The sequence below is a fragment of the Bordetella tumbae genome (assembly GCF_965139195.1).
Taxonomy (GTDB): domain Bacteria; phylum Pseudomonadota; class Gammaproteobacteria; order Burkholderiales; family Burkholderiaceae_B; genus Bordetella_A; species Bordetella_A tumbae.
This window is the reverse complement of the sequence record NZ_CBCSJH010000053.1, coordinates 1-17,248: the sequence shown is the minus strand read 5'-3', so window position 1 is coordinate 17,248 and position 17,248 is coordinate 1. Positions and strand designations below refer to the sequence as shown.

Sequence of the window (17,248 nt, the reverse complement as noted above, 5' to 3'; positions counted from 1 at the left end):
CTGCCGACGGCACGCCGCTGCGTACTTATCCCAGCCGCGACGGCATCTGGCGTTACCCTGTGACGCCGGAGCAGGTCTCGCCGTATTACCTGCAGACGCTGCTGGGCTACGAAGATCGCTGGTTCTACTGGCATCCAGGCGTCAATCCTGTCTCGCTGATGCGTGCCGCGTGGCAGTGGGCCGCGCACGGGCGTATCGTCTCCGGCGGGTCCACCATCACCATGCAGGTGGCGCGCTTGTTGGACCCCGAACTCGCAGGGCAACCCTCGCGTTTTTTGTCGGCCAAACTGCGTCAGATGGCGCGCGCCGTGCAGTTGGAAATGCACTACAGCAAGGACGACATTCTCGGCATGTACCTGACGCATGCGCCGATGGGTGGCATCGTCGAGGGGGCAGAGATGGCCTCACGCATGTGGCTGGGCAAATCGGCGATGGATCTGAGCCCCGCCGAGGCCGCGCTGCTGACCGCATTGCCTCAATCTCCATCGCGATTGCGTCCGGATCGCCATCCGCAGGCCGCCCAGGTGGCGCGCGATAAAGTGTTGGATCGCATGGCGGCCAATGGTGCCTGGAGCGCTGCCGAGGTTGCCGATGCCAAAATCGAAAATGTGCTGGCTCCGCCGCTGCGCGCGCGTTGGCTGGCACCGTTGGCGGCGCAACGGCTGCAAACCGAGCAGCGTCTCAGCGGTGAACGCGCGGCGATCGTGCAATCCACGCTGGATGCCGACATTCAAACCACAGCGGAACACATGCTGCTGGATCGCGTGGACGCTTTGCCTGCCAAGGTTTCGATGGCGGTGCTCGTCATGGATAACGACACGCTGGAAATCAAGGCCTATGCGGGGTCGGCCGATTTCTCCGACGAGAGCCGTTATTCCCACGTCGATATGGTGCGCGGGGTGCGTTCACCGGGCTCGACGCTCAAGCCGTTCTTGTATGCGCAGGCCCTGGATGACGGGATCGTGCATTCTGAAAGCATGTTGCTGGATGCGCCGCTTTCATTTGGCGGTTACGCGCCGGGCAATTTCCAGGCGGCGTTTTCCGGCCCAGTGAGCGTGGCGCAGGCTTTGCAGCGCTCGCTGAATGTGCCGGCTGTCGATTTGCTCGACCGTGTCGGGCCGAACCGCTTTGCGTCCATGATGCTGACCGGTGGCGTGCAATTGCGCCTGCCCGCGGGTGCGTCGCCAAATTTGAGCTTGATTTTAGGCGGGGGCGGCACCACTTTAGAGGAACTGGTCGGTGCTTATCGTGCGTTGGCGCGCGGCGGATTGGCCGGGCGGCCGCGTTTGTCGCCCGATCAGCCTCGCGTCGAGTCGCGCATGATGAGTGCTGGCGCGGCCTGGATTGTGCGTGACATCCTGGAGGGCGGGGGGCATCCCGATCGTCCCCTGGAGCAAACCGGGCGTCGATTGGCCTGGAAAACAGGCACCAGTTTCGGTTTTCGTGATGCCTGGGCGGTAGGGGTAACTGATAGCTGGACCATCGGTGTGTGGGTCGGGCGGCCAGACGGCACGCCTAATCCAGGTTTTTTCGGCGCCAATGTGGCCGCGCCGCTGTTGAGTGATTTAGTAGCCGCGTTACCACCAGGGCCATTCTCTGCACGCACCCGGCCTGTTAGTGTAAAACCGGTAGTGACGTGTTGGCCTTTCGGATGGCGGCAGGGCAGTCCGCAGGCTGCGCAATGTGCGCAGCCGCGTGCAGCGTGGTCGCTGGACGATACGGTGCCGCCGACTTTTGCAGGTTATGCTGATGTGGCGACTGGCCCGCTGCGTTTGCAGGGCATTGCGACCGGGTCGGTGTTGCGTCCCGTACCGGGCCGGCATGTCGTGTCAGTGGATGTCAGTGTGCAAGGTGCACGCGGACAGGTATGGTGGATGCTGGATGGGCGTGTTCAACAACGTGGCGAGGCTTCGGAGTCAGTGAAACTTTCTATGGTGCACAATGGCCGGTATACCTTGACCGCGATGGATGAACAAGGCCGATACGACCGTGTGGTTTTTGAAATCACTGGCGTTACGCCCTGATCAGCTTAGAATATGAATCGTGTATTTCGATCGCTTCAATGCGTTACGGAGGAAGCGTGATTTCCCAAGAGCTTGAAGTCAGCCTGCATATGGCTTTCGTCGAGGCCCGTTCGGCCCGGCATGAATTTATTACCGTCGAGCACCTGCTGTTGTCGCTGCTCGATAATGCGTCGGCCATCGAGGTGCTGCGCGCGTGCTCGGCCAATCTCGATGATTTGCGTCGCAATCTGCGTCAGTTCGTGTCCGAAAATACGCCGGTCATCCCGACCGGCGCTGAGGTGGACACGCAGCCGACACTAGGTTTTCAGCGCGTGATTCAGCGCGCCATCATGCACGTTTCGGCGGGCGGTACCGGCAAAAAACCGGTCACAGGCGCCAACGTGCTGGTCGCCATTTTTGGCGAAAAAGATTCGCATGCGGTGTATTACCTGCAACAGCAGGGGGTGACACGGCTGGATGTGGTCAACTTCCTGTCGCATGGCATCACCAAGCAGCCCCAGGAAGAATCCGCCTCCGCCACGCCCAAAGAACAACCCGGCGCCGAAGAAAACGCCGAGTCGCGCCAGTCGCCGCTGGATCAATACGCCACGGACCTGAACGCGGCTGCGCTCGCGGGGCGTATCGACCCCCTGATCGGCCGTGAACACGAAGTCGAACGCGTTATTCAGGTCTTGTGCCGCCGCCGGAAAAACAACCCGTTGCTGGTGGGCGAGGCTGGCGTGGGTAAAACCGCGATTGCCGAGGGATTGGCCTGGCGCATTACGCGCGGCGAGGTCCCCGAGGTCCTGCAGGCTGCTCATGTGTACGCCCTGGATATGGGCGCGCTGCTCGCGGGCACCAAATATCGTGGTGATTTCGAACAGCGCCTCAAAGGCGTTCTGAAACAAATCCGCGGCAATCCCGACGCCATTTTGTTCATCGATGAAATCCACACCTTGATCGGCGCCGGATCGGCATCGGGCGGCACGCTGGATGCGTCCAATCTGCTCAAGCCTGCCTTGTCGTCTGGGCAGTTGAAATGCATTGGCGCCACGACTTATACCGAATTCCGCGGTGTCTTTGAAAAAGACCACGCGCTGTCGCGCCGTTTCCAGAAAATCGACGTGCCCGAGCCCAGCGTCGAGCAGACCGTGCAGATTCTGCGCGGCCTGAAGAGCCGTTTCGAAGAACACCACAGCGTGCGTTATTCCGCCGCTGCGCTCAGCGCTGCTGCGGAGTTGTCCGCACGCTACATCAATGATCGTCATTTGCCCGACAAGGCCATCGACGTCATCGACGAGGCCGGCGCCGCGCAACGCCTGCTGCCGCGCTCGCGCCAGAAAAAAGTCATCGGCAAGATCGACATCGAAAACATCGTTTCCAAGATCGCGCGCATTCCGCCGCAATCCGTGTCCAACGATGACCGCAGCAAGCTCGCCACACTCGAACGCGATCTGAAAACCGTCGTGTTCGGTCAGGACAACGCCATCGAGGCGTTGGCCGCATCGATCAAAATGGCGCGGTCCGGCTTGGGTAAACCCGAGCGTCCCATCGGCTCGTTCCTCTTTTCCGGCCCCACGGGCGTGGGTAAAACCGAAGTCGCTCGTCAGCTCGCGTTCACCTTGGGCGTCGAGTTGCTGCGTTTCGATATGTCCGAGTACATGGAACGTCATGCCGTGTCGCGCCTGATCGGCGCGCCGCCGGGATATGTCGGGTTTGATCAAGGCGGCCTGTTGACCGAGGCCATCACCAAGCAACCGCATTGCGTGTTGCTGCTGGACGAGATCGAAAAAGCGCATCCCGATGTGTTCAACATCCTGCTGCAGGTGATGGACCACGGTACGCTGACCGACAACAACGGACGCAAGGCCGATTTCCGCAATGTCATCATCATCATGACGACCAATGCGGGCGCCGAAACGCTGAATCGTCCCACCATCGGCTTTTCGAACAGCCGCGTGGCGGGCGACGAGATGGCCGAGATCCGCCGCGTGTTCACGCCCGAGTTCCGCAACCGTCTGGACGCCATCATTCCGTTTGCCGGGTTGTCGCGCGAAATCATCCTGCGCGTCGTCGACAAATTCCTCATGCAGCTCGAGGACCAACTGCACGAGCGTCGCGTCGAGGCCGTCTTTACCGAGGCGTTGCGCGCTCACCTGGCAAAAGAAGGCTTCGATCCTCTCATGGGTGCGCGGCCGATGCAGCGCTTGATCCAGGACACGATCCGTCGTGCCTTGGCCGACGAACTGCTATTCGGCAAGCTGGCCGACGGCGGTACGGTGACAGTCGATCTGGATGCCGATGGCAAGGTGCAACTCAGTTTCGGCGGCGGCAAATCGTCGGACTCAGGCGCCCGTGATCGACAGGAAGTCGAGTTGGTCGATTGAACCTGCCCACAGAACCGCTGATTGCCTGCGAACATTGCGGCAATATTTTCCGGCGGCACGAGTTGCAGCGCGGCGAAACGGCCACGTGCGCGCGCTGCGGCACAATTTTGTGGAAATATTGCGGGATCAGCCTTTCGAGTTGGTTGGCGTTGTGTCTGACGGCATTGATCGTCTTTGTGGTGGCCAATGCTTATCCCGTTATGAGCATGTCGGTGCAAGGCATGAGCCGCGACGCCTCCTTGCTCGACGCGGTCATCATGACCTGGAATCAAGGGTACGTGCTCACGGCCATGATGACGGGATTGGCCGGATTCGGGGTGCCGCTTGCGAGTCTGGCCTTGTTGCTGTGGGTGTTGTTTCCACTGACGATGGGACGAGAACCCCTCGGCTTTCGCCCCATCATGCGCCTGTTTGGCGCGTTGCGTCCGTGGGGCATGGTGCCTGTCTTTTTGCTCGGTGTGTTGGTGTCGGTCGTAAAGCTCGCAGGCATGGCGGCGGTCAGCCCGCAGCCGGGCCTGTTCGCGTTTGGCATATTGACCATCTTGATGACACTGCTCTCACGCTTGTCGCCGCATGCGTTATGGCGGTATGCCGAGCAGGAGGGCGTCGTGCCGATCCATACACCGAAACGCGAGCCCGGCAAGGTCCTGACGGGCTGCCATGTGTGCGGACAAGTGCAGGCGGTGCCTGCGCAGGCACATGATCATTCGCACAGCGAGACACCGCATTGTGTCCGTTGCCACGCGGTGGTGCATGAGCGCAAGCCCGCCAGCCTGACGCGCACCTGGGCGCTGCTATTGGCCGCGGCTGCGCTCTACGTGCCGGCCAATGTGCTGCCCATCATGAATATCAGTTCCGTTTTCCTGGGCGACAGCGGCCATACCATCCTGGGCGGGGTGGTCGAGCTTTGGCAAACCGGGTCCTGGGATATCGCGTTGATCGTTTTTGTCGCCAGTATTGTGGTGCCATTGACAAAAATGTTGGCCTTGGCGGCGTTGGCCGCTAGCGTAGAACGGTGCAGTCCGTTTAATCTGCGCCAACGGACCCGAATGTACGAAATGATCGAATTCATCGGGCAGTGGTCCATGCTGGACGTTTTCGTGGTGATTCTGTTGGCGGCCTTGGCGCATTTCCAGGGGCTGATGGAAATCTCTGCCGGTCCCGCCGCGGCGTCTTTCGGTCTGGTCGTGGTGTTGACAATGTTGGCGGCAATGAGCTTTGATCCTCGTATTGCGTGGGACAAGGAAGTGCAAGAAGAATCTGATAATGTGACACCACAGCAGGGGGCTCAAGACGAGCGGCGTCCTGGGTCCTTGAATGCTGAACCGCAGATCGAGCGTGGCTCGGGACGGCCGTCAGCGGCTTCCCTGCAAGACTCTGCATAGCAAAAATAACAGGCTCGCATTCATACTATGGCTGAACAAACTCCTTCAAATCCTAGCGACGAGATCGCCGCGCCAGAGGTCGTACGCAAAAAAACACGGCGTATCGGCTGGATATGGCTGGTGCCGGTCGTCGCGGCCGTCGTCGCGCTGTCGCTGGTGCTGCGCACCTGGATGCAAGAAGGGCCGGAAATTTCCATCACATTCAACACGGCCGAGGGCCTGGAGGTCGGCAAGACCCAGGTTCGCTACAAGGACGTCGTGATTGGCATGGTGCAGCGCGTTCATTTCAACGATGATCGCTCCAAGGTCATCGTCAAGGTCCAGTTGTCCAAGAATGCGGCAGGCTTGGCAACCGAGGGCACTAATTTTTGGGTGGTTCGGCCACGTTTAGGGTTTAGCGGCGTGTCGGGCTTGGGGACGCTGCTGTCCGGTGCGTATATCGATGTCGATGCTCGCGACGGATCGGGCGCCTCCACCTCGGCCACGCAATTCGAATTCGTCGGCCTGGAAACCCCGCCGCCGGTGACCCACGATCGGGATGGCAAACGCTTTATCCTCAAGGCCCGTGATCTGGGGTCTTTGGATATCGGCTCTCCGGTGTATTTCCGGCGCATCAATGTCGGGCGCGTGATTGGGTATAACCTCGATGAAAGCGGCGATTCCGTGAATGTCGAAGTCTTTGTCGATGCACCCAACGACAAGTTTGTCACTGCAGGCTCGCGTTTCTGGAATGCCAGCGGTATCGATTTACAGGTGGATGGCGGCGGAGTAAAGCTGCATACACAGTCCTTGCTGTCCCTGGCGCTTGGCGGTGTCGCGTTTGCGCCTGTGAATGTCAACCAGCCCGAGCTGGCCAAGCCTAGCGCGCAATTTGAGCTGTATGACAGCGAGAGCGCAGCAAAAGCCAATCCGGATGGCGATCCGTTCCCGATCCGGATGCGCTTCGACCAGTCTATCCGCGGCTTGGCCGTTGGCGCGACGATCGACTTCCAGGGCATCACCTTGGGACAGGTCACCAAGATCAGTATCGATTTCGACAACGAGAAAAAGCGTTTCTTCGCTGTGGTCGATGCCGTCACCTATCCTGAGCGCCTGGGTCCGGTCTACGACAGGATGCACGCGCGTGCCGAAGCCGATGGCGATGCGGGCGGGCGTCTGCTGGGCGTCATGATCAGATACGGCCTGCGTGCACAGCTGCGAACCGCCAATCTCCTGACGGGCCAGTTGTACATCGTGTTAGAGAATTTCCCGAAAGCCGAGCCAGTGGATTTCAAACTCACCGACCCGGTGATGATTCCCACGGTCCCGGGCAATCTGGAACAACTGCAGCAGCAGATTACCAACATCGTCGACAAGATCGACAAAATTCCGTTCGATCAAATCGGTCGCGATTTGCGTACGACCTTGTCGAGTACCTCGCGCCTGCTCGAGAACCTGGACAAGCGCGTCGCTCCAGACCTGCGCAATACCCTGCAGGCTGCCCGTAAATCGCTAGATAGCATTAATGAACTGTTGTCGCGTGATGGGTCACTGCCGGTGAACGCCGAACGCGCGATGACAGAGCTGGGTCGTGCAGCGCGTTCGCTGCGTAGCTTGGCCGACTATCTGCAGGTCCATCCCGAGGCCTTGATCCGCGGCCGTGGGGAAGACCCGATACCCGGTCAAATCAGGAACTGATCTATGTCTGCTACACGACGCATTCCGTTGCTGTCCGCCTTGATGCTGTCGGCCGTGCTGGCCGGCTGCGGGGGCTCGCCTTCGGTGCGCTACTACACGCTGCAATCCGATCCGCAAACGGCGGCGCGCAGCGTGCCGCGCGTGGATTATCAAATCGAGGTCGCGCCCGTGAACGTGCCGCAGCAGGCCGATCAACCGCAAATCATGCTGCGGCCGGGGCAGGGCGATGGCGCGTTGACGCCGATGTATTCCGACCGCTGGAGTGCCCCGCTGGCCGATGAAATACGCTCGGCTCTGGCAGACACGCTGACCCGTACCTTGGGGGCGCTGGATGTGCAGACACTCACGCCTGCGCCGGATGTGCCGGTATGGCGGATTCAAGTCGATGTGCAGCGCTTTGACATGGTCGTGGGCGGCCCGGCCCGGCTAGATGCCACCTGGCGTGTGCGGCCAGTCAACGTGAAAGGCGGTCGTGCCTTGCTATGCCGCTCGGTGGTGCAATTGCCGGCGGATCAGTTAAACGCCGTGAATTCGCTGGTGCAGGCCCAACAACAGGCTGTGGTACTGCTGGGAAATACGATCGCTTCGGCGATTCAATCCGGCGGTGCACAGGCAACACCCGCGGCAGAACAGGTGCAAATGCTGGGATGTACTTGAAATACGGGTTAACCCTTAAAGGTTAACCATGATTTCAAACCGGTTGTATCTTCCTTAGTATTCGGTTTTACCGAAACAGCAAATCCGTGCCGTGGCGCGCCGTGCCCACGGGCGGCCGCTATACTGAGGATTGGCTTCATCATGAGCAGCACCACACTGGGCGTCAAGGTGGACGACACCTTGCGCGATCGCTTGAAGGCCGCTGCGCGGAAACTCAGCTGCACGCCGCACTGGCTGCACAAGCAGGCGTTGCTGGCCTATTTGGACAAGATCGAGCGTGGCCAGCTGCCGGCCGAGATTTTGCATCTCTCTTCTGATGAAACCGATGCCGAGGACACGGACGCGGCCACGCAGGCCATGACGCCGCCGTTCTTCGAGTTTGGCCAGGACGTGCAGCCGCAATCCGTCCTGCGTGCCGCGATCACGGCGGCGTACCGCCGCCCGGAGCCTGAATGTGTGCCGTTGCTGCTCGGCCAGGCACGCATGCCCAATCCCGAAAAAATCCACGCGATGGCGACGCGTCTGGTAAAAGCGCTGCGCGACAAGCGTGGCGGCGGCGGGGTCGAGGGCCTGATCCAAGAATTCTCGCTCTCGAGCCAAGAGGGCGTCGCGCTGATGTGTCTGGCCGAGGCGTTGCTGCGTATTCCCGACCGCGCGACGCGCGATGCGCTCATACGAGACAAGATCTCGCGCGGCGACTGGCGTTCGCATATGGGCGGTTCGCAGTCCTTGTTCGTGAACGCTGCGACCTGGGGCTTGATGCTGACCGGCAAACTGGTTGCCGTCAACAGCGAGCAGTCTCTGTCCAAGGCCTTGACACGCTTGATCGGCAAGGGCGGCGAGCCTCTGGTGCGCAAGGGCGTCAACATGGCCATGCGCATGATGGGCGAACAATTCGTCTCGGGCCAGACGATTTCCGAGGCCCTGGCCAACAATCGCAAACAGGAATCCAAGGGCTTCCGATATTCGTACGACATGCTGGGCGAGGCCGCTACGACCAGCGAAGACGCCGACCGTTACTACGCCTCGTATGAGCAGGCCATTCATGCCATCGGCAAGGCCGCCGCGGGCCGCGGCATTTACGAAGGCCCCGGTATTTCGATCAAGCTCTCGGCCTTGCATCCCACCTATTCGCGTGCCCAGCGCGAGCGCGTCATGCGGGAATTACTGCCGCGTGTGCGCTCGCTGACGATATTGGCGCGTCAATACGATATCGGCCTGAACATCGATGCGGAGGAGGCCGATCGTCTGGAAATTTCCCTGGATCTGCTCGAAGCGCTCTGCATGACTCCCGAGCTCGAGGGCTGGAACGGCATCGGATTCGTCATCCAGGCCTATCAAAAACGTGCGCCGTTCGTGATCGATTATGTGATCGACCTCGCACGCCGCAGCCGCCATCGCATCATGGTGCGTCTGGTCAAAGGCGCCTATTGGGACACGGAAATCAAACGCGCGCAGATCGACGGCCTGGAGGGCTATCCGGTCTACACCCGCAAGGTCTACACCGATGTGGCCTATCTGGCTTGTGCTCGCAAGCTCCTGGGTGCGCCAGAGGCCGTCTATCCGCAGTTTGCGACGCATAACGCGTATACCTTGTCCGCGGTGTACCAACTGGCCGGCCAGAACTACTATCCCGGTCAATACGAATTCCAATGCCTGCACGGCATGGGCGAACCCCTCTACGAAGAGGTCGTCGGCCCGGCAGCCGATGGCAAACTGAACCGGCCGTGCCGCATCTATGCGCCCGTTGGCACGCACGAGACGCTGCTGGCCTATCTGGTGCGCCGCTTGTTGGAAAATGGCGCAAACACGTCTTTCGTCAACTTGATCGGCGACGAAGACATCCCGATCGATACGCTCGTCGCAGATCCCGTCGATGTCGCCATGCGCATTACGCCGTTGGGCGCGCCACACGAGCAGATCCCGCTGCCGCGCGAACTATATGGTCCGGCCAACACTGGCGCGCGTCTGAACTCAGCCGGTCTGGATCTGACCAACGAACATCGCCTGGGCTCGCTTGCAGCGGCGTTACTGACCAGCGCTGCGACACCATGGCGGGCGGCGCCCCTGTTGGGCGAATCCCAGACCGTATGGGATACCGAGCGCGCGATCGAGGTGCGTAATCCCGCCGATCATCGTGACCTGGTCGGTTATCTGATCGAAGCCCAACCTGCTGAGGTCGAACAAGCCTTGCGCGTCGCAGAGAGCACTGCGCCCATCTGGCAAGCGACGCCTGTGGGCGAACGGGCCCAATGCCTGCGCCGCGCCGCGCAACTCCTCGAAGAAGGCATGCAGCCGTTGTTGGGCCTGATCGTGCGCGAAGCCGGTAAATCGCTGCCCAACGCCATTGCCGAGGTACGCGAGGCCGTGGATTTCCTGCGCTATTACGCGGACCAGGCCGAACGCGAGTTCAACAACGATACCCATCGTCCATTGGGCACGGTGCTGTGCATCAGCCCGTGGAATTTCCCGCTCGCCATCTTTACCGGCCAAGTCGCCGCCGCTCTGGTTGCGGGCAATAGTGTGATCGCCAAGCCCGCCGAGCAAACCTGCCTGATCGCCGCGCAAGCCATACAGATCCTGCGCGCGGCAGGTGTGCCGGGCGGCGCGGTGCAATTGCTGCCGGGCCGGGGCGAAACTGTCGGGGCACAGTTGGTCGAAAGCCCCGCGATCGATGGGGTGATGTTCACCGGGTCTACCGATGTGGCGCGGCTGATTGCGCGTACGCTGGCGCGCCGTCTGGACGATCAGGGCCACACCATTCCGTTGATCGCGGAAACGGGCGGGCAAAATGCCATGATTGTCGATTCGTCCGCCTTGGCCGAACAGGTCGTGTTCGATGTCCTGAACTCCGCCTACGATTCCGCGGGCCAGCGTTGCTCTGCTTTGCGCGTGTTGTGCTTGCAAGAGGACAGTGCCGATCACATTCTGCAGATGCTGCGCGGCGCGATGCGCGAATTGTATGTCGGTAATCCGGACCAATTGGCTGCCAACGTCGGCCCCGTGATCGATGCCGAGGCGCGCGACAACATCCTGCGCCATATCGAGGCCATGCGTACCGCCGGTCATCGTATCGATCAAGTCGAGCCCAACGCCAACTGCCGTTATGGCACGTTCGTGCCGCCGACACTGATCGAAATCGGCAGCATCGACGAACTCACGCGAGAAGTCTTTGGCCCGGTATTGCATGTGCTGCGCTACCGGCGCGATGCCCTGGACCAAGTACTGGACCAGATCAATGCCACGGGCTATGGATTGACCTTTGGCGTGCACAGCCGTATCGATGAGACCATTGGGCATGTCACCGGGCGCGTGCATGCCGGCAATATGTACGTCAATCGCAACATCGTCGGTGCCGTGGTCGGCGTGCAGCCTTTCGGTGGCGAGGGGCTCTCGGGGACGGGGCCGAAGGCCGGTGGTCCCCTGTATTTGTATCGTCTGCTGGCCGTGCGTCCGGCGGGATTGCCACCCGGTGTGAACGGGACATCACTGCCCACCGTGCAGACCTTGCCCGGCCCGACGGGCGAGCAGAACACCTATCAGTTGCAGCCCCGCGGTGCGGTGCTGTGTATCGCTGCCACCGAAACCGGCGCACAGGCGCAGTATGCGGCAGCGCAGGCCTCGGGAAACAAGGCTCTGTTCCTGGATACGCCTGCCGCGCAGGCCTGGCGCGCTGGAGCAGGGGCGGGCACGAGCGTGACGCTATTGACGGACGATAAAGTCGACGAAACCGCATTCCAAGGCGTATTGTTCGAAGGGGACGGCGACGATCTGCGTGCGTGGAACGAGCGCATTGCCTCGCGCAATGGCCCGATCTTGATTGTGCAAGGCTTGACCCCGGATGCCTTGGCTGCCGGCGCGGCCTACACACTGGAACAGCTCGTGGCCGAGCGTTCCATCAGTGTCAATACGGCCGCGGCAGGGGGCAACGCCAGTCTGATGTCTATCGGTTAATTGCATTTCAGCCGTCTGACGAGGCACATCGTGATCGTGCAGACGGCGATGCTTTGCAGCCATATCGGCCGATCGCCGTTTGGTTGTAGAACAACGCGGGTTATCGCCAATAGCCGAAAGGTTGTACTCGATCAAAAATCCGGTGCAACTTTTTTCGGTACAAATCCAGAAGAGTCAGGCCACTGCGCCAAAAGCAGCAGTGTGCCTATGCAGTACCTTATTCACACAGGAGGGTATAGAGATGACATTCGCATTTTCCCGGCCGGTTCTGCTGGCAGCATTGGCCGCAGCCAGCCTCGTGAGCGTGGCGCACGCCGAAGACATCAAATTCGGTTTTGCGGCGCCGTTGACCGGGCCGCAATCGCACTACGGCGAAGACATGCAGAACGGGCTGACATTGGCCCTGGAAGAAGCCAATAAAAAAGGCATCAAGGTCGATGGCGAGACCGCCAAATTCGAGCTGGTGTCGCGTGACGATCAAGCCGATCCACGTACCGCTGTGCAGGTAGCCCAACAGTTGGTCGACGAAGACGTCAACGGCATTCTCGGCCATTTCAACTCGGGCACCACCATTCCGGCTTCGCGTGTCTACAACGAGGCAGGCTTGCCGCAGATCGCGATGGCAACCTCGCCGGAATACACCGCCCAGGGCTACGACACGACCTTTCGCATGATGACCAGCGATACGCAGCAGGGCGCTGCCGTGGGCCAGTTCATCGTCGAGAAACTCAAGGCTAAAAAGGTCGCCATCATTGACGACCGTACCGCGTACGGACAGGGCCTGGCCGACGAGGTCGAAAAAGCCGTCAAAAAGGCCGGTGGTGAAATCGTGCGCCGCGAGTACACCACTGACAAGGCGAACGACTTCACCTCCATTCTGACCAACATCAAGGCTGCTGCGCCGGACGCGATTTTCTACGGTGGCCTGGACGCGCAGTCCGGTCCCATGAAGCGTCAATTGGTCAGCCTGGGTATCAAGGCGCCATTGGTGTCGGGCGAAATGACCCGCAGCGATACGTTCCTGAAACTGGCTGGCGATGCGGCAGAGGGTACCTATGCCTCACTGGCTGGCGTGCCGCTGGACAAGATGACTGCCGGCAAGGATTTCGCGCAACGCTACGAGGCCCGCTTTAAAAAGGCTCCCGGCGTCTATGCTCCCTATGCCTATGATGGCGCCTGGACCATGATCACTGCGATCGAGCAGGCCGGCTCCGCAAACCCCGACGATTATCTGCCCAAACTGGCCAAGATCGAGCGCAAAGGCGCCACCAGCGAACACATCGCCTACGACGACAAAGGCGATTTGAAAGAAATCTCGGTCACCATTTACGAAGTCAAGAACGGTAAATGGGAAATGGTCGAGACCATGGTCAGCCAAGCCAACTAAGTCAGGCTTGGCCTGCGGGCATCTCGTGCCCGCAGCGCCGCATCAGTGCCGCGCGGCATGGCGTCCGCGCGGTGCGGCAACCTCTCTTTACGAGCACATCACAGGCTCCGTATTCCTATGGATATCTTCATTCAGCAGCTCATTAATGGCCTGACGCTGGGCAGCGTATACGCGCTCGTCGCGTTGGGCTATACGATGGTGTACGGCATCATCGGGCTCATCAATTTTGCGCATGGCGATGTCGTCATGATCGGTGCCATGGCGGCCACCATGATCGCTACCGCGCTGGTCGGCGGGGATCCCACCGTCTCGGCTTTTGCCGTACTGGGGGTAGGTTTATTGGTGTCGGTGCCTTTGTGCATGGCTGTGGGTTGGACTGCCGAGCGCGTGGCCTACAGGCCATTGCGCCGCGCGCCGCGCCTGGCCGCATTGATCACCGCTATCGGCGTATCGATCATTCTGCAGAACCTCGCCATGATGGTGTGGGGGCGCAATTACCTGAATTTCCCCCAGGTCCTGGAACCGCGGGTGTTCGAGCTGGCCGGAGCCCGCATGAGCTCGCTGCAGATGGCCATCGTGCTGATCGCGGCGTTGATCATGGGCGCCTTGCTTGCGGTCGTTCACAAAACCCGGTTGGGTACGGCCATGCGCGCTACCGCGCAAAACCGCGAGGTGGCGGGCCTGATGGGGGTCAACATCAATACGGTGATCTCGGCGGCGTTTTTAATCGGTTCCGCGTTGGCCGCGATCGCCGGCATGATGGTCACCACCTATTATGGGGTGGCGCAATACACCATGGGTTTCATGCTGGGCCTGAAGGCCTTTACCGCTGCCGTGCTGGGTGGGATCGGCAATCTGGTCGGCGCGATGGCGGGCGGCTTGTTGCTGGGCATCATCGAGTCCCTGGGCGCGGGTTATATCGGCGACATCACCGGCGGATTCCTCGGCAGCCATTATCAGGATGTGTTTGCCTTCGTCGTGCTCGTGCTGGTATTGATCTTCCGCCCGTCGGGTCTGCTCGGCGAACGCGTAGGAGACCGCGCATGAATACCACCACATCCTCTCGCGGCCTCTCGAGCCGTCATCTGCTGGGCATCGTGTTGATAGGCATTGTCCTGGCCGTGTTGCCGTTTGTGCTGGGCATGGCCGGACAAAGCTGGGTGCGTATTGTCAACTTTGCGTTGCTGTACGTGATGTTGTCTTTAGGCCTGAACATTGTTGTGGGCTTTGCCGGCCTGCTGGACCTGGGCTATATCGCGTTCTATGCCGTGGGCGCTTATGCCTGGGCACTATTGGCCTCGCCGCATTTCGGCCTGCATCTGCCGTTCTGGGCCATTCTGCCTATCAGCCTGGGCCTGGCGTGCGTATTTGGTGTGTTGCTCGGCGCGCCGACCTTGAAACTGCGTGGCGATTACCTCGCGATCGTGACCTTGGGGTTTGGCGAGATCATCCGCATCTTTCTGAATAACTTGAATGCGCCGGTCAATATCACCAACGGGCCGCAGGGCATCAACCGCATCGATGGTTTCAAGATTGGCGAATTCATGTTCAGCCGTTCAGAAACCATCATGGGGATGCGGTTCACCAGCCCCGAGAAATATTACTACCTGTTGTTGGGCATCACGCTGTTGATCGTCCTGGTATGCATGCGTCTGCAAAATTCCCGCATCGGCCGCGCCTGGGAGGCTATCCGCGAAGACGAGACCGCCGCCAAGGCGATGGGTATCAACACCCGCAACGTGAAGCTCCTGGCGTTTGCCATGGGCGCCTCGTTTGGCGGTGTGGCGGGGGCGTTGTTTGCGTCGATGCAGGGCTTTGTCAGCCCTGAGAGCTTTAGCCTGACCGAGTCCATCTCCGTATTGTGCATGGTCGTACTCGGCGGCATGGGCAATATTCCGGGTGTGATTCTGGGGGCGATCCTGCTGGCGGCGTTGCCCGAGTTCTTGCGTGCCGTTGTCGAGCCCGTGCAGCGCCTGATTTTTGGCGAGGTCGTACTCGACCCCGAGGGCATCCGTATGTTGCTGTTTGGCTTGGCCATGGTGTGCGTCATGCTGTTCCGTCCCGCAGGGCTGTGGCCGTCTGCCGTGCGTAAACGCGAGTTGGCCGGCACTAACGGAGGCCAGGCATGAGCATCATTTTGCAAGCCGAAGGCCTGGGCAAACGCTTCGGCGGCCTGCAGGCGCTATCGGGCGTCAGCTTCGATATCCAAGCCGGCGAGATCTACGGCCTGATCGGCCCCAACGGTGCGGGTAAAACGACGCTGTTCAACGTGTTGACCGGCCTGTATATCCCTGAAGACGGCCGCTGCACGTTCAACGGCGAATCCCTCATCGGCCGCAAGCCGCACGAGGTCGCCGAAGTCGGCCTCGCGCGCACCTTTCAAAACATTCGCTTGTTCGCCAATCTGAGCGCGATCGAAAACGTGATGATCGGCCGTCACGTCCGCACGCGCGCGGGCGTGTTTGGCGCGGTGTTTCGCACCCGTGCCACGCGTGCAGAGGAGTCCGCCATCGAACAGCGTGCGCACGAGTTGCTCGACTACGTCGGCATCGGCGCGCGTGCAAACGACGTGGCACGCTCGTTGTCGTATGGCGATCAGCGGCGCCTCGAGATCGCCCGGGCACTCGCCACCGAGCCGAAGCTGCTCGCGCTGGATGAACCCGCCGCGGGCATGAATGCATCCGAAACCGTGGTCCTGCGTCAATTGATCGAAAAGATCCGCAACGACGGGATCACCGTACTGTTGATTGAACACGATATGAAACTCGTCATGGGACTGTGCGATCGCGTGCTCGTCCTGGAATACGGCAAGGTCCTCTCCATGGGCAAGCCGGCCCAGGTCCAACGCGATCCCAAAGTCATCGAAGCCTATTTGGGTGCGGGCGCTGCCCAGGATGCCCAGGCGATCCCTGCGGAGCATCCCCAATCATGAGCGCAACCCCACCTTTATTGGATCTGCGCGGCCTGGAGGTTGCCTATGGTGGTATCCGTGCCGTGCGAGGTATCGACCTGCACGTCGATGCGGGCGAGCTCGTTTGCCTGATCGGGGCGAATGGCGCAGGCAAGAGCACCACGCTGCGAGCGATATGCGGCCTGGTGCCGCTGGCAGGCGGCGATGTGCACTACGATGGCCAATCCATCAATGGCCGCAAATCATTTGAACTTGTGCGTCGCGGCCTGGTGATGGTTCCCGAAGGGCGAGGCATTTTCGGCCAGCTCACCATCGAAGAAAACCTGGCCATGGGTGCATATACGCGACGCGACGCCGCACAGGTACGGCAGGACACTGAGCGTGTGTTCACGCTGTTTCCGCGCTTGGCCGAACGCCGTAAACAAGCGGCTGGCACGTTATCCGGCGGTGAACAGCAGATGGTCGCCATGGGCCGTGCCATGATCGCGCGCCCCAAATTGCTGCTGCTCGACGAGCCTTCGATGGGCCTCGCGCCCTTGATGGTGGAAAAAGTCTTCGAAGTCGTACGCACCATTGCCAACGAGGGCGTGACCATTTTGCTCATCGAGCAGAATGCCAAACTCGCGTTGGAACATAGCCATCGTGGCTATGTGATGGAGTCCGGTGAGCTGACTCTCTCGGGGCCGTCAAATGAATTGCTGACAGATCCGAAAGTTCGGGCGGCGTATCTGGGTGAGGTGTAAGTCGGTTGCGGTGAGTACGCCTGTTTTTGTGCGTAGGCTTCTGGCTTGCCACGTCTGGGTTGCTGACGGAAGGGGCGAGTTCTATTGGACGTCGAAGCGGGGCAGTGACCGTGTTGGCGCTTCACGGAGTCGGTCGGCCGCCTG

11 protein-coding genes are annotated in these 17,248 nt (G+C 60.6%); all 11 read left to right on the top strand.

Going from position 1 to position 17,248, the window contains the following annotated elements:
* Positions 1 to 2,024 (top strand): penicillin-binding protein 1C (pbpC, locus tag ACNA0J_RS27745; protein ID WP_415822167.1); only part of this gene is annotated, 2,024 nt, incomplete at its 5' end.
* 56 nt (positions 2,025 to 2,080) lie between these two features.
* Positions 2,081 to 4,390 (top strand): ATP-dependent Clp protease ATP-binding subunit ClpA, encoded by a 2,310-nt coding sequence (clpA, locus tag ACNA0J_RS27740; protein ID WP_415822166.1) that lies wholly within the window; start codon positions 2,081 to 2,083, stop codon positions 4,388 to 4,390.
* 2 nt (positions 4,391 to 4,392) lie between these two features.
* On the top strand, positions 4,393 to 5,775 hold the full coding sequence (locus ACNA0J_RS27735) for a paraquat-inducible protein A (protein WP_415822174.1): 1,383 nt from the start codon (positions 4,393 to 4,395) through the stop codon (positions 5,773 to 5,775).
* 27 nt (positions 5,776 to 5,802) lie between these two features.
* Positions 5,803 to 7,452 (top strand): PqiB family protein, encoded by a 1,650-nt coding sequence (locus ACNA0J_RS27730; RefSeq protein ID WP_415822165.1) that lies wholly within the window; start codon positions 5,803 to 5,805, stop codon positions 7,450 to 7,452.
* A gap of 3 nt (positions 7,453 to 7,455) precedes the next feature.
* Positions 7,456 to 8,109: a PqiC family protein gene (locus ACNA0J_RS27725; RefSeq protein WP_415822164.1), complete on the top strand. Its 654-nt coding sequence runs from the start codon at positions 7,456 to 7,458 to the stop codon at positions 8,107 to 8,109.
* Positions 8,110 to 8,250: 141 nt separating this feature from the next.
* On the top strand, positions 8,251 to 12,063 hold the full coding sequence (gene putA / locus ACNA0J_RS27720) for a trifunctional transcriptional regulator/proline dehydrogenase/L-glutamate gamma-semialdehyde dehydrogenase (protein ID WP_415822163.1): 3,813 nt from the start codon (positions 8,251 to 8,253) through the stop codon (positions 12,061 to 12,063).
* A 241-nt stretch (positions 12,064 to 12,304) separates the two neighbouring features.
* The gene (locus ACNA0J_RS27715) at positions 12,305 to 13,450 is read left to right on the top strand and encodes a branched-chain amino acid ABC transporter substrate-binding protein (protein ID WP_415822162.1); all 1,146 of its coding nucleotides are present in this window, start codon (positions 12,305 to 12,307) and stop codon (positions 13,448 to 13,450) included.
* 57 nt (positions 13,451 to 13,507) lie between these two features.
* Positions 13,508 to 14,497 carry a branched-chain amino acid ABC transporter permease gene (locus ACNA0J_RS27710; protein WP_415822161.1) on the top strand — a complete coding sequence of 330 codons (990 nt, stop codon included), beginning with the start codon at positions 13,508 to 13,510 and terminating at the stop codon, positions 14,495 to 14,497.
* On the top strand, positions 14,494 to 15,579 hold the full coding sequence (locus tag ACNA0J_RS27705) for an ABC transporter permease subunit (protein WP_415822160.1): 1,086 nt from the start codon (positions 14,494 to 14,496) through the stop codon (positions 15,577 to 15,579). The genes ACNA0J_RS27710 and ACNA0J_RS27705 overlap by 4 nt, the downstream gene beginning before the upstream one ends.
* Positions 15,576 to 16,382, top strand: a complete 807-nt coding sequence (locus ACNA0J_RS27700; RefSeq protein ID WP_415822159.1) for an ABC transporter ATP-binding protein — start codon at positions 15,576 to 15,578, stop codon at positions 16,380 to 16,382. Before ACNA0J_RS27705 ends, ACNA0J_RS27700 begins: the two co-directional genes overlap by 4 nt.
* Positions 16,379 to 17,104, top strand: coding sequence for an ABC transporter ATP-binding protein (locus ACNA0J_RS27695; protein ID WP_415822157.1), 726 nt, complete (start codon positions 16,379 to 16,381; stop codon positions 17,102 to 17,104). The genes ACNA0J_RS27700 and ACNA0J_RS27695 overlap by 4 nt, the downstream gene beginning before the upstream one ends.
* Positions 17,105 to 17,248 lie beyond the last annotated feature (144 nt).

Excerpts from the sequence above, each read along its gene's own strand:
- ACNA0J_RS27715 (WP_415822162.1), top strand. The coding sequence starts at position 12,305 with ATGACATTCGCATTTTCCCGGCCGGTTCTGCTGGCAGCATTGGCCGCA.
- putA (WP_415822163.1), top strand. The coding sequence starts at position 8,251 with ATGAGCAGCACCACACTGGGCGTCAAGGTGGACGACACCTTGCGCGAT.
- ACNA0J_RS27700 (WP_415822159.1), top strand. The coding sequence starts at position 15,576 with ATGAGCATCATTTTGCAAGCCGAAGGCCTGGGCAAACGCTTCGGCGGC.
- ACNA0J_RS27705 (WP_415822160.1), top strand. The coding sequence starts at position 14,494 with ATGAATACCACCACATCCTCTCGCGGCCTCTCGAGCCGTCATCTGCTG.
- ACNA0J_RS27725 (WP_415822164.1), top strand. The coding sequence starts at position 7,456 with ATGTCTGCTACACGACGCATTCCGTTGCTGTCCGCCTTGATGCTGTCG.
- ACNA0J_RS27695 (WP_415822157.1), top strand. The coding sequence starts at position 16,379 with ATGAGCGCAACCCCACCTTTATTGGATCTGCGCGGCCTGGAGGTTGCC.
- ACNA0J_RS27710 (WP_415822161.1), top strand. The coding sequence starts at position 13,508 with ATGGCGTCCGCGCGGTGCGGCAACCTCTCTTTACGAGCACATCACAGG.
- ACNA0J_RS27730 (WP_415822165.1), top strand. The coding sequence starts at position 5,803 with ATGGCTGAACAAACTCCTTCAAATCCTAGCGACGAGATCGCCGCGCCA.